This is a genomic window from Photorhabdus namnaonensis (genome assembly GCF_001684335.1).
Lineage (GTDB): Bacteria > Pseudomonadota > Gammaproteobacteria > Enterobacterales > Enterobacteriaceae > Photorhabdus > Photorhabdus namnaonensis.
Genome location: NZ_LOIC01000083.1, coordinates 105,326 through 119,022, shown reverse-complemented (window position 1 = coordinate 119,022; position 13,697 = coordinate 105,326). Strand labels below are relative to the sequence as shown.

At 44.5% G+C, this 13,697-nt stretch carries 9 protein-coding genes; 4 read left to right on the top strand and 5 right to left on the bottom strand.

What is annotated here, in order from left to right; translation table 11 throughout:
• Positions 1-10: 10 nt before the first annotated feature.
• Positions 11-3,778 (bottom strand): hypothetical protein, encoded by a 3,768-nt coding sequence (locus Phpb_RS18490; RefSeq protein WP_065391637.1) that lies wholly within the window; start codon positions 3,776-3,778, stop codon positions 11-13.
• A gap of 434 nt (positions 3,779-4,212) precedes the next feature.
• The gene (locus Phpb_RS18485; protein WP_036778185.1) at positions 4,213-4,668 is read right to left on the bottom strand and encodes an Lrp/AsnC family transcriptional regulator; all 456 of its coding nucleotides are present in this window, start codon (positions 4,666-4,668) and stop codon (positions 4,213-4,215) included.
• A 261-nt stretch (positions 4,669-4,929) separates the two neighbouring features.
• On the opposite strand from Phpb_RS18485, the gene Phpb_RS18480 reads away from it, so the two are divergent.
• A complete protein-coding gene (locus tag Phpb_RS18480) occupies positions 4,930-5,544 on the top strand; it encodes a LysE family translocator (protein ID WP_065391636.1) in 615 nt (204 codons plus the stop codon).
• Between the two features lie 234 nt (positions 5,545-5,778).
• On the opposite strand, the gene Phpb_RS18475 is transcribed toward Phpb_RS18480, so the two are convergent.
• Complete coding sequence (locus tag Phpb_RS18475) at positions 5,779-6,819, bottom strand: 5-bromo-4-chloroindolyl phosphate hydrolysis family protein (RefSeq protein ID WP_065391635.1); 1,041 nt, start codon at positions 6,817-6,819, stop codon at positions 5,779-5,781.
• 57 nt (positions 6,820-6,876) lie between these two features.
• Positions 6,877-7,980 (bottom strand): toxic anion resistance protein, encoded by a 1,104-nt coding sequence (locus tag Phpb_RS18470; protein WP_065391634.1) that lies wholly within the window; start codon positions 7,978-7,980, stop codon positions 6,877-6,879.
• A gap of 1,060 nt (positions 7,981-9,040) precedes the next feature.
• Here Phpb_RS18470 and Phpb_RS18465 point away from each other — a divergent pair.
• From Phpb_RS18465 to Phpb_RS18455, 3 genes are all read left to right on the top strand, one after another.
• On the top strand, positions 9,041-9,466 hold the full coding sequence (locus Phpb_RS18465) for a type IV toxin-antitoxin system AbiEi family antitoxin domain-containing protein (RefSeq protein WP_065391633.1): 426 nt from the start codon (positions 9,041-9,043) through the stop codon (positions 9,464-9,466).
• On the top strand, positions 9,432-10,400 hold the full coding sequence (locus Phpb_RS18460) for a nucleotidyl transferase AbiEii/AbiGii toxin family protein (protein ID WP_205634806.1): 969 nt from the start codon (positions 9,432-9,434) through the stop codon (positions 10,398-10,400). Before Phpb_RS18465 ends, Phpb_RS18460 begins: the two co-directional genes overlap by 35 nt.
• Before the next feature lie 185 nt (positions 10,401-10,585).
• Positions 10,586-10,987, top strand: coding sequence for a hypothetical protein (locus Phpb_RS18455; RefSeq protein WP_065391632.1), 402 nt, complete (start codon positions 10,586-10,588; stop codon positions 10,985-10,987).
• A gap of 165 nt (positions 10,988-11,152) precedes the next feature.
• On the opposite strand, the gene tccC is transcribed toward Phpb_RS18455, so the two are convergent.
• Positions 11,153-13,697: insecticidal toxin complex protein TccC (gene tccC, locus Phpb_RS18450; protein ID WP_240492607.1), on the bottom strand; the 2,545-nt coding region annotated here is incomplete at its 5' end.

Here is a 13,697-nt window from a genome sequence, read left to right as displayed (position 1 = left end):
CCTTGAAAAATCATACGCAAGCCTCCGTACTTATAGCTCGAATAATAGCAATAGGATCAACTTCAGCCAGTTTAAAACGACCTTTCCCCTCTACTGCGATGTGAGTCAAAGCACGTTGAATGTAGGTTTCAATTTCCTCAGTTCTGCCATAAGGCACCAGCCCAAGTTGTTTGATCAATTGTTGGCATTGGCTATCAGAGAGTACATTAGAATAGTGGGCGACCAGGTATTCCTTGCAGCGCTTAAACTTTCTTTGCCAGACTACAACTTCATTTGCGATTGTAGCGGCAGAGTCTGCATTTACAGCAATTTCAGGCACATGGTGTAACACCAAATCGCGCAAAGCTGCATTTTCTGGCTCTGCAATTAGCTGTTGCAATGTGAGAGTCAGGTCACGACGGTGCAACAGACTGACGCCTATTCGCTCTGCGGCAATAGGTGATAGCGGCGCTTGTACCATCCGCATTAGTATCTGTTGCGGCCACATCGCTGAAAGCAGTAATCCCAGTTGCCCTGCTGTGGTGTAAAGGAGCTCCCACTGGTTTTGGTCAGCGTCTGCCCTCTCCAATTTTTCAACCATACAATGAAAGGCTTTCCAGGCACCTTCAAAACCAGCAATGTAAGCTCCAGTTACCTCATCACGTACAGACTGGTTCAGGCAGAGTGCTGCCAGCGTTGTAGCAAAAGGCAATGAATAGACGGTGATACGTTGGATAGAAAAATCAACCGCTTCTCGGTAAGCGGCATAAGCGCGAAACAACTCATGCCAGGGAGAATGACCAACCATTTCATACACATGTGAAACTTCATCGTTAGGAACATACGAGAAGTCGTAAGCTGTATCGAACATCACCCGTAGCCAGAGCACCAATTGATGGAGATCCTCAACTTGCCAACGGGCGCCATCAGTACGCTGCATACGCAAGAAGAGTGTCCAAGTACCTAACTGACAAACTCGATTCAGTGATACTCGCCATATAGGTTGCCATTCGACAATACGCAATGCCAACGCTTCGAATACATGTAAACGGCCAATATCCTCTTCCGGCGCATTTGGCAGTTCGGCAAATTCAACGATCAATTCTTTCTCATTGAAGAGAAAACTGGCTTTGTGTACCACAAACGGTAGTGAAATCTCCAGAATGTTCCGTGTTAACCTCAACAGACAAGAACGTGCATCACCAAAGCCATCCGCGATATTTATCAGTTTACGTAAGGATGCAGATAGTTCAGAACCAACTCCAGTTCGGAAGCGAGCCAGCATCCATTGATGCAAGAGATTGTGTAGTTGATGAGCATTTTCTATAGGCAGTTGATCAGGCTCCATATTGCCAGCAATGGGTATTAAAACTTGCCAGCGTAAGAAGTCGTCGCCCAAACGTTCCGCAATATTCTCTTTTAACTCGAGCAAAAAATTATCTGGCATAGATTGATAGCGAGCACGATCTATCCATCTCAGGAAAGAGCGTAATGCGGCCTTTTCCGTGGCAGAAAGCGTCGACAGTTGAGCAAATGCGATCCAACCACTCAACAGATCCAGGTAACGCTGATGTGTGATGGGATCACGTCGATCGACCACTTCGGTTAACACCGCCTTAAGCGCCTGATCATATGTATCCACCAGATCAATGCGACAAAGGCCCTGCAATGCCGGTAAGTTTGCTTGATGTAGCGTCTCCATTAGGCTGGCGGCGGCTTGCAGTAAATCGGCTGCTTCTCTAGCTCCAGCTAATGCACCGGCAGCCTTAAAACATTTCAACGGAGTCAAAAACGCAAGATAGGCAGCAAACGCTTTTGGGGCACATACCAAGCTAGCGAGCGCAGTCGGCGCTAGTTGGCCGTGATGTATTATCTCTAATAGAGAGGCCGGAGAAAGCGTGGACTCTGCCGCACCGACCAGAGAATGTACGATATTTAACCGCTCAGTATCTTCGTAAATGGGCAGAATTTCTGTATCTGCAAGTACGTGGAGTATACATTCTAGCAATAGGCGTGCGTCGCTATACGGTGCGGTTATTGCAGCATCGACCAATGACGTTAATTGGACGGACGGCAATTTTTCAATCCATGCTTCGGTTTTAATTAATTGCATAATTAGGCGCAGATCATTGAGTTGGACGAACCTATCTGCAAGTGTTGGAATAGCTTTGCATAAGCGCGGTAACACAGATTGCGGATTGCTTTTAGCGGTGAGAGCACAGAGATAATCTGCCATTGCGTCCGTTGTCGGCCAATCAAAGGGTAAAAACTCAGTCGCTCTCTCTCCTGCCTGTGCAAGGAGCCAACCTGTTAAACTGGGGCTTCGGACAGCATTACCATTTTGCAGCCAGGTGTCGGTTGGGAAGATCGTGCGCTGTTTAAGTGTGGTATAGCTCTTTTTCGCTAACATCGGTAAGCCAGTTAACGCATTTTGCAGAATATCGGTAACATGTTGAGATGTAAGTTCCGTTATTAGCAGGGGTTCACTGTCGTCAAACACACGTTGTACTGAGACAGGCAAATTAACCGCTTCGGCTGTTTCCGTTTTCAGTTCGATAAGCGGCTTTTGTGCACTAAAGTAGGCCAATTCCCCCATACTATCAATAGCTACCCAGGAAACAGCGGGTATATCCGTTAGTTGGATAAGAAAAACCGGCAAATTTTGTTGGCGGAACATGATGCCGGAGTGTTCACTAGCTACTCCAGATTCAACGAAGATAGCAGTAAGCGCCGCTTGCACAGATGGGGAGAGACGCAGGTAACGAGACCAGGCATCATCCAATGTCGATGCACAAAGGAAGCTGCCTAAAGAAGGTGCCGAAGGAGGCAGTAGTGCTGTCGCCGGTACTGCTCGCATACAATGCGCCAGCTCGGTTCGTACTTCGGCGGTTAACCGTTGAACACGGCGTTCAAGCGTGTAACCGGGTGCCGGGCGCACCTGCACTAACCAAAGTTTATCTACATGTACCTGACGTAATTGTGTGCCATACCACAAGGGAGCGGTTAATGTCGGCCAATGATAGGCGACTGAGTTTACCCTTGATCCGGGTGATTGTGCTGCCGCAAAGCCAAAACCAAACGCCAGTTCTCCCCGGACGCCATCAGAAGCGGCCAAAGTCAGTCCAGTGGCCGATACCAAGCCATGATCTGTTTCCAATACCCACTCAGTATCCAACGCAATTTCAGAAAAATGTTGATGCAACTGACTGATAATTTTATACAAACTACGACATGCATCGGCTGTCAGATAGGGAGCCTGTAAAGGTTCCACTCTGGGTGGAGTACCTTCAATCAACCGTTGAACGAAACAGGTGATTGGCTGTGGTTGATAATCAGGATTGATTAATCGTTGTTGTGCGATAGCTTGAGATTCAAACCCACTAAAGGCAACCTCCGCAACAGTATCGGCAAAATCTGCTGTACGACGGCAAATTACACTCGCATAGCCGCCTGCATTAACGAAAACTGCACCATCTTCCAAACCTGCACTACGAACAATCCAAGGAGGCGGGCCACATACTTCTTCTACTTGTTTTATCCAATCCTGATGCTCCGTAATATGTTTGTTGTAGATGGTGCGTAGCAAAGCAACATCAACATGTGGAGAAGCCTCCGTGATGGCAAGCGCCTCATCAGCAGGAAGCGCCAGCAAAGGGGGAATAAGAGCCGAAAAGTCGACGTGTCTGGCGAGCTGTTGTAATCGTTCAAATTTTGCAGTCATAGGTTTTACTTTCTTACCGTTAGAGTCAAAATCCCAAGTGAGTTTTCGCGTTAAATAAGTACGAGTCGCGACTTTCATACCAACCCTAATGCTCTACCTGATATCTCTATTATTGATATCAGGTTTTTCTAGGTAAGTTTTTGCATTTTACGGTGGATCAAAACAGTTAAATAGGAAGGTAATTCTCTTAAATGCTCTACTATTTTGGTGCGGTTATTTAGAGTGCTTCCTAAAAAATAGCGATATAACGCCCATGTCTAAACACAGCAAGAGGAATATAAGAGAGCTAGGTATATCTCTCTGATAAGCAATTCTGTATTTCCTCCTAATCAACACTCAAAATATAAAAAAAGAATATTTCATCACAAAAAAGTTTTAAAAATATTATAGACCTCCCTGTCAGTTATCGAATATTTATACGAAGGTTTATCAAATTAATCTAGCGTAAGTCTTCTTCCATTCATCGTCCGAACAAATCTGGCACGTTTCTTTCGTTGATAACCTTTAAATGCCTATGTCAACGGAAGAGGACGATCCTGGATAACGGTTTTCATGACGAGGGTTGATATTAGGCGCTGAACGCCGGGCATGCTAGACAACCGTTCGTCATAGAGCTTCTGAAAAGCGGGCAGATCATGAGTAACGACGTGCATGAGATAGTCAGGATCACCGAAAAGCCTTTGCGCCAAGATAATCTGCGGTATTTCCGTAACGGCGTCTTCAAATGACCTGATTGCCAACCTGTCTCCTTCACGCAGGGTTACGAACACAATCGCGGAAAAGTTAAAACCAAGGCTGCTGGGATCAAGGTGGGCACGATAGCCTCTGATAATCCCCGATTGTTCCAGTGACCGTACCCGGCGATGACATGGTGAAAGGCTAAGTCCTACCCGTTCAGCAAGGTCGGTCACGGAAAGACGACCGTCCGCCTGTAGCTCAGCAAGAATCTTGCGATCAATCTTGTCCATTTGGAAGGATCTCTCTTTTATTCGCATCAAAATAACCAAAGTTGGAAGCACATTTTAACGATAGAAGGATATTCTTTCCACTGATGTAAACAGCCCGGATGTACTCATATTTTTCATCAAAATGGTAATTCGGAAATGAGAATAATAAGGTGGAAATAATATGCGTATTTACTCATGTTGCAAGAATCTTTCAGACTGGAAGACGTTACAACTTGTGACTGTAGAAGCAGTAACCCTGCAATCTGATTGGGGAATAAAACTATGGAGTTAAGTCTGTTCGCTGCATTCTGGGTTGTCTCCGTTCTGCTTATCATCACTCCAGGAGCAGACTGGGCTTACGCCATCTCTGCGGGTATGCACGGTCGTGTGGTACTTCCTGCGGTCACAGGACTACTATGCGGGCACCTCATTGCGACAATTGTTGTGGCAGCCGGTGTGGGAGCACTGGTTGCTGGTACCCCAGTCGCTCTGACAGTATTAACAGTAGCCGGAGCGGGTTACCTGCTGTGGCTCGGCATTAACATGATCCGTCATCCTTCCGCACCTACAACAAGCGATGAGCGGGAGGTAGGTTCCAGGTCCCAATGGGCGATAAAGGGACTCTGTGTCAGTGGCCTGAACCCGAAAGTCTCCCTGCTATTCCTGGCACTGTTGCCGCAGTTCACCGATCCGACAGCCGGCTGGCCGATCCCGGCACAAATTATGGCACTGGGTCTGCTTCACATTTTAAGTTGTGGTGTAATTTATCTGATAGTCGGATACGGTTCCCGGGCAATCCTAAAAACCCGCCCACAGGCCGCGCATATTGTCAGCCGGGTATCCGGCGCTGTAATGATTATCATCGCGGTACTCTTATTGGCGGAACAATTCATCTGAGAATGTAACAAATGTCTGATATCACAGAAAAGTTCGACTAATTCGTGCATGCCTGTTCCTGATTTAGCAAAAACCGCCGTAAACCCTTGCCCAGTGCCGGCGGGGAGCAGTCACATCATTTTTTTCTTGGTCGAAAGTTCTGATCTTGGAACAGGCGCTTAATTTAATTTTTTATCCAGAATTCAAGTTAGTTACAAGCTCATGCAATAATTCCCATCAATTTTTTTAGCCTTTTTAATTATGTTTAGCGCCAAACCCTTGGGAACGGATCAACTGATTCATTACTTTTAGATCGACCAATAGATCGTCGATATCATTGTCTAATAGACGCTGGTGCATTTCGCTAAATACCACACTCATTTCTTGTATCCCTTGGTAAGTCAGAGATCTCACCTCTTCGAATTGGGCGCTATCAGCATTTTGCTCCTCTAACAAAACACAACGTTCCAATGCCTTGACAATCATTGGTAAATAACGGTTGAGAAATAACTTACCGGGAGTGACATCCCTGGCATCAGCCTGCATACAGCCAATGATCGCCTGCGTTTTCTCCTCAATCAGGCTAACCAGTTCCTGCATCTCATGCGCCATGCCAGACTTATAACGCTTGATCTGAGCCAATTGCTCATAGTATTCAGCAAACTCTGCCTGTGTCTCATCTTGCCGACGCCGCTCCTCTGCCTGTTGACGAGCAACCATCTGTTGTTGCTGTCGCAGCGCTTTCTGCCGTCGAAAATTATTCCAAGGCTCAATCAACACCGTTACCAGCACGACAACAAAAAATGCGACACCAAACCAAACAGGAATCGCATGGGCATCAATTCTAAACAACGCGGCAATAGTACTCGCTATTATCAGTAATAACGGGAACCGGCTTACCTCTAGTTTACGTTGTCTGATAATCGTGATGAACAAAGCCGCTAACCCGCCAAATAACAGGGCGACGGCCCATAGCCCCGCCAGCGGACTCAACACCACCACTAACCAACCGGCCAAAGTCGCCGGCCTATATGGACGTGACGGATAGAGAGACAACAATCCGATATAGACTGATAACACCACTATGGTGGAAATATGACCATTACCCGCAGGCAAGGCCAAAAAAGACCAAGGAGTATACAGGACAATACAAGCCAGTATAAAAGCGAGGATAAAGACTTTGATATGAAACAGTACACGTGACAGAGACCGCTTGACGCTACCGAACAGGGACATGACTTCCTGTTCCTGCTGCTGTGCCGCATCACGGTCAGACGATGATTGAGGTGTAGGCATAGGGTATTTTACTCTTCTTAATATCTATTACTGTCAGGAAAGCACCTGATAAGATGACTAATATTGTGCATTAGCCGCCTCAGTTAAACGCTGGCGTAAATTACCTTCCATTGAGGAGAGTTCTTTCTCAATCTCAGTCCGCTTAATACGCGCTTCTGACGCAATGCGCATTGTATCCTCAATCGTATTGACTAAACGGCTCTGCACATCACGCAAGGTTTCAATGTCAACGATAGAACGTTCCACTTCAGTAGCCGTTGCAATGCTGCTCTGTTGCAGGATTTCAGCATTTTTGCGTAATAATTCGTTGGTCGTATCGGCCACCTCTTTTTGCAATTTAGCCGCTCTACTCTGAGCTTTCAGTGACAGATTGAGTACCATCTGACTTTTCCAGATTGGCAATGTAGAAAGGATGCTACTCTGGATCTTTTCCGCCAGTTGCTGGTTATTATTTTGTACAATCCGGATCTGCGGAGCTGTCTGTATAGCAATGGTTTTTGACAGTTCCAGGTCGTGAAGACGGCGTTCAAAGCGATTGATATTTTCCAGCAGATCTTTAACACTCTGCGCATCCATCATATCTTGAGACGTTTCAGCCTTTCTCTGTAATGAGGGCAACTCCACCGTTTTAATCTGTTGTAACTTCTGTTTGCCCGCTTCAACATAGAGCGATATCTCTTTATAGAAACCCAGATTGCGATCGTAGAGTTGATCTAACACCGTGATATCACGCAGCAAGTTAAGCATTGCACTATCCAGATGAGTGGCGATGGTATCGACCTGTTGTGTTAGCGTCTTTTGATCAATCATAGTGCGTTCAGCTTTCTTAAAAATCCCGCCGATCAACGGTAATTTTCTCAGAAAGCGACTACTTTTCTCTTCTGGGGACAGCGCATCATGTTCACGAATAAACATGACCAAATCCGAGAGTTTTTGGCCTACTTCATCAGCTTCCTTGGTTTTTACATTCTCCAATAACGTATCAGCAAAACGGGCAATCCCTCCCATAGGTTGAGCACCATAGCTGATCACCGCCGCAGGTTGCGAAATATCGATCTTTTCTATCAGCGTGTTGATGTGCTCCTGATCAATCAGAACAGTTGACTCATTGAGGGCCATATCACGACCAAATGATGGGATAGGTATAACTTTGGTACTCATAAAATAATCCTGTTAGCTGAATTTGTATGGAAAATAAGAAGTTATTATATGGCGTCTAAGACGTGTTTAAAACAAGTTCTATTTTCTGATCCGCTTGTAAATATTAAACATCGGCGCAAAATACCTGCATAAACCCGCGTTGTAAGCTAATTAGGTAAGCTTTATTGTACTGAATACGTAACGCACCCTAACCAGACAGGAATTATTCAACAACGATATTTTTGTCAAACTCATCTAATGAACAGATTTCAGCGGATTTCCTGCATTAACATAGAAGAAAAACTTAAATTATCTAATTCGCATTGTTATCGGTATTATTGCAATAATTGCTCATAAACTAATTTTTGATTATAGTAAATAAAAACATGTCAATAAAACCAATGTGTATAATTAAATAATGGCATGAATGGTAAGTTTCAATATATTGACATTTACTTTTAAATACGATTTTAAATATCAAGCCAATCACTAATTAATTGAAAATCAACCTCTATATAGATTGGTAAAATTAATTCATTTATTCATTTATTCATTTATTCATTTATTCATTTATTCATTTATTCATTTATTCATTTATTCATTTATTCATTTATTCAGTGTGATATATTACTAATAATTACAAAGTGCTAATTTTTTGGTTAGCACTCTGCATAATAACGGCTCATTATAAAAGACGATTTGACCACAATATTAACTCCTCTACAATTCTGTCATCCCAATATATACGATTTTCCCATTCATTATTCTACCAATACCGCTATCAATTTCAGATTTTCTCGTGATGTAATTGTTCACCACGGCTAAACGGTGGCTTCACCGTGGCAATAAAACCGTAACGAATGGTAAAACACCGGTGATGAAGAAGAACGGGTATCTATTTCTTGAAGTATTTTTATAAAAATCAAAGATAGCTCACAACCATTTTACTCAACAGGTCATTTCTCATGTCAAGCAATCATATTACTGATATATAATACATTATTATAGATAATTTCTTGTTTTATGCCGTATTATGCTATTATTATATGCAGTAATTTTGCATCTCTCTAAAGGGGGAGTTATGACAGCTTACGAAAAAATAAAACAAAAATTAAACAGATCAAGACGTTACGTTTTTGAACGCAAAGATTTTGCTGATATCGCCAGTTATGATCAAACTGGCCGGGCACTTAAACAACTCACACAGAAAGGGCTACTCATTAAAATTGGTCATGGGCTATATACAAAAGCCAGACCGAGCACTATATCAGGCAAACCTATCCCAGCAAAACCTGGCGGTGTAGATGCCATTGTATCCGAGGTGCTAAAACTCAAAAAAATTGATTTTACTTTTGATGATTTAACACTCAAATTTATGAACGGTGAAATAACCCAAATCCCGGCATCAATTAAGTTCAAATTTGATAATCGGAAATTTAGCACTCGCTTACAAATAGGCAGAAAAATAATAAATGAAAAAGATAGATCAACTGAGAAAAGAGTTTAATGATGTTGCATTTGAACTAGGCATAGATAACCCTGCAATCATTGAAAAAGACTTCTGGATAGTCCATTTACTTACTTTAATTGCAAAGGTTGAATCTGACGTATTTACCATTATTTTTGGTGGTGGTACTGCTCTGGCTAAATCACACGTTAAAATTATGCGAATGTCTGAGGATATTGATCTTAAAATTATTCCGCGTAGCAACTGGCAATCTTTTAGCCGTTCGGAACGTAAGAGAATTCGGAAGATTTTTCAAGAACAGTTATTTACTACCATTATTACTGATGATGCTTTCAAAATTACTGAAAAACCGATAAAACGTGATGAATACCGGTATGTAGAAATTGAAATTAGATATCCTCAACAATATCAGATTGCCCCTTGTTTAAGACCTATTATTAAACTTGAGTTAATGGAAACAACTTTATTTGAAAAGCCAGATCCCCGGGCTATTTCATCGCTTGTAGCTGAACTATATAGACGTGATACCGAGGTAAAAGAGTTTTTATGTGTTAACATCGAATCGACATTTGTTGAAAAAATAGTATCTATGTTAAGACGTACAGCATTATCTGAGCGTAATCCAGAAAAGGATGATGAAACTTTAATAAGGCATATCTACGATGTACATCTGATAGCCACCAACTACAAGCTGGATTTAGCTAATGTATTTTCAATATTTATCAAAGTTGTTTCCGAAGATATTGCTAAATATGGCCGTAAACATCCTGAGTTTACTAATAACCCATTTGACGAGATGAGATATGCATTGTTACAGCTAAAAAATAATAAAAAGTACGCTCAACGCTTTGAGGATTATGTAGCTCCTATGGTTTACAATCAACAACCCCACGACTTTAAAACCTGTTTTGCAACCTTTGAAAAGATCTCAAACGATATATTGGATCAGGTAAGTTTCTCGTCAGTTTTCTAACTATATTATACCCTATGGATTTCAATACGCATCGCGGCAGCAAGGGAGCGAATCCCCGGGAGCATAGAGAACTATGTGACCGGGGTGAATGAGTGCAGCCAACAAAGAAGCAACTTGAAAGATGACGGGCATATCGAGATCATTACGTGGACAAAGAAATTCCACCTTAAATTGAGATTGAAATCATGAAAAATTTGTTTGTTATTATGTTACTTCTCTCTGTAATAACAGGGTGCTCCGGTAAAAATATCCCAAACAGACAAACACAAGCAGAAGAGGGATTGGAATTTGCGTTTTCATCCGGTGGCAATTTTATCTTAACTCACGTTTGTACAGATAAAATCGATTATTTAGGGCCAGATGAAGGGGGGAATGACCAGATAGAAATAGCGATAAAAAACGATAAACAATGCTTTCCTCATTTTGATGCTTTAATCCATAAAAATATCGGCACCCGAATGGCAATATCATTTAAAGGTACTCATCTTGTCACAGCGACTATTCAAACTTCTTTAAACCCTTCATTCAGAATGGGGGTAAAAGATAAAGAGCAAGCCATGAGTATTATGAAAGCACTAAAAAATTAAATAAATTGTGATTACTTTTAATATTGATGATGATACAGAGCTAGCTTCTATCATTAGTATTTTCTGCCAGACGATTTAAAATCTGGTGTGTCGATCTGTCATCATCGAATATCTCCGCCCAATGTTGGACGGAGATTGCCGGTAATGTTTATTACAACATATTGACTACAAAGAAAAAACTCGTCGTGCGGCTCCCACAGCACTGGTGCCATAGTCTATCGCGTTAGCGATCCCGGTGGTGGTCAGGACCCTGCCTCTGATCTGATTACCAATCATGCCAGCGACATGATCTATACCGCCGCCGATAGCACTTAGCGCTCTGGAAATCCAACTCTCTCTTCCCATCACTCTGTGCAGGCCAGTTCCAATGCCGCCAGCAAGCCCGCCGAGAACACTAAATATCGGCTCAAAAACAGGTCTGGCGACACTGAAATGTACTAATTGTCTGGCTAAACCGGCGGCATATGGGCTGACAACTCGGCCTAAGATCCTCCCCAAAAATCCGCCTCCTATTACTCTGTTGACAGCCATTTCAGCCCCCAAACCAGCGGCATAACCCACCGCGTAATTCGCTAAATGCCCGGCAGGGTTACTGGCGACATCTAAACCAAAACCAATCCAGGAGCCATAATAGGTGCCAATACCGGCATGGACCCCTGCCCGAGTACTCCCTTGCGTACCGGTGATCATCCCACCAACCGCCCCACCCGCCGCGGCCCCGATTTCATGGGTAAGGGTGGAGGAGGTCCCTAACATGGTGTCGATGGTGCCTACCGCACTCCCGGCCCCAATAGCGCCACCTATCCCCCGGTCAGCATTATTTATCCATGATCCCACAGCCCCAGTTACCGCCCCGGCGGCCGATGCAACACCAACGCCTTGTGCCCGTGCGCCATAAACCGCGGCTGAACTCGCCCCGGCAGCCGCGCCAGCCGCCGATTGTACTAATGTCGATTTTCCCTGTACGAGTCGAGCAAGTAATGCCCCGCCTTTTTCCAGCAAGCTACCGACGTTATATCCCATCAACGCGCCAATCCCCGCGCCTACGGCCGCAACCCCCAGAATGACGGGGATAGCCGCGCCAGCCGTAGCGGCAATGGTAGCGGCAAGACCGCCAATCGCAATCCCTCCGGCAATGGCTCTGCCAATTTTTTGTCCCCGTCTCATTGACGCAGACATTCCCTCATCAGGTTTACGAAACAGAAACGAGGCAAACCAAAATGTGTTCCGATTTCGGTTCGGAGATGGTGCTAATCCGTCATGGTCAGTCAATGTGATGGGGTTATTTCTCACCATCCGGTACAAATTCAGCCCATCCACGGTTCCCGCCGGATCAGCACTCAACCATCGACCCACCCAAGGTTGATAATAACGGTAGCCGTAATAATACAATCCAGTGGCATCCCGTTCTTTACCGGAGTAACGAACAAATTTGTAGCTGGTTTCCGTCTGATTTCTCGCCGCCCATATCGCCGTGCCGCCATACGGATAATACTCTTCCTGACTGAGAATCTGCCCTTCGCTGTCCAATTCAAGCTGGCTGGAGCCGAGAAGATTATCGTAGTTGTAGCGCACCTGATTGTTGTCAATATCTGTCGGCTTACCACTTTCCCAGTGCAATACCCTTACCTGCGCGCGACCCGCTTCACCTACCGTCATCACCTGCAAATTTTCGGTTGTTTTATCTGCAACCCCAGTTGTGCGTAGCTCTAATCCCGGCAGATAAGTCACCCGTTGTACTTGAGTACTGTTACCGGTCTGCTGTTCACTCACTTTTAGCAGCCGCATACCATCACTGCTATAGCGATACCATTCACTGTCACTGCTATTTTCGCGGTTCACCGGTGTAACTCGTTGCAATTCACCCCGGAGATTCCAATCCAGATTTTGCCCTGGCATTAACATCTTCTGATGACCGCCGGAATCAAATAGCGTATCCACCTGGGTTGGATCTGTCGTTAATGTACTCAATACCGCCCGGTTACTGCGGCTTGAAACGGTGATATCTGTGGTGTAACCATTTTGAGTCGCGGGTGAACTGTGTCGGATTTGAACTAAATTACCGCCACGGTCATAAATATAGGTACGAAGGTAATTGGTATAGGTGCTGTCATCGGCAGGAACAGGTATAACGGGTGAGGGAAGTTGATTGCTTTGTCGGCCGATATTGGCCATTTCACGCCCTGTCGCACTCATAAGCTGATACAGAGAATCATAAACATAGCGATTCTCCGGCTCCACTTTCTGATTACGCCAAAAGCGGGTAGCTTCGGCATCATTATGGATACTGATGACATTCCCCACCGGATCATACTCATAGCGTAGATCCTGCAATACTCTGCTTCCTGATTGACTCCCTTCGGCGCGTCGGGTGGCGATACCCATCAGACGTTGAGTTTCCGGTTCATAACTGTACTCCGTAATCACGCCGTTACCGTGCTCTTCACGCAGCTTATGACCTGCGGCCGACCAGCTCAGAGACTTAACAATCACCTGTTCACTCTGGCCTTTCACCGTCAACCAACTCCCTTTTAACTGACCGGCAATGTCATAAGCCAGACGCTGAATATTGCCTTTCGCATCGGTTTGGGTCAGTAAAGTCCCTATGGCATTGGTGGTACTGTGTGTCGTATAAACTTCACTCGCCAGCATTCCCTGCCAGACAATTTCGTCGTCACCGCTCCAGTTAACCTCCTGCCCTTCTGCCAGC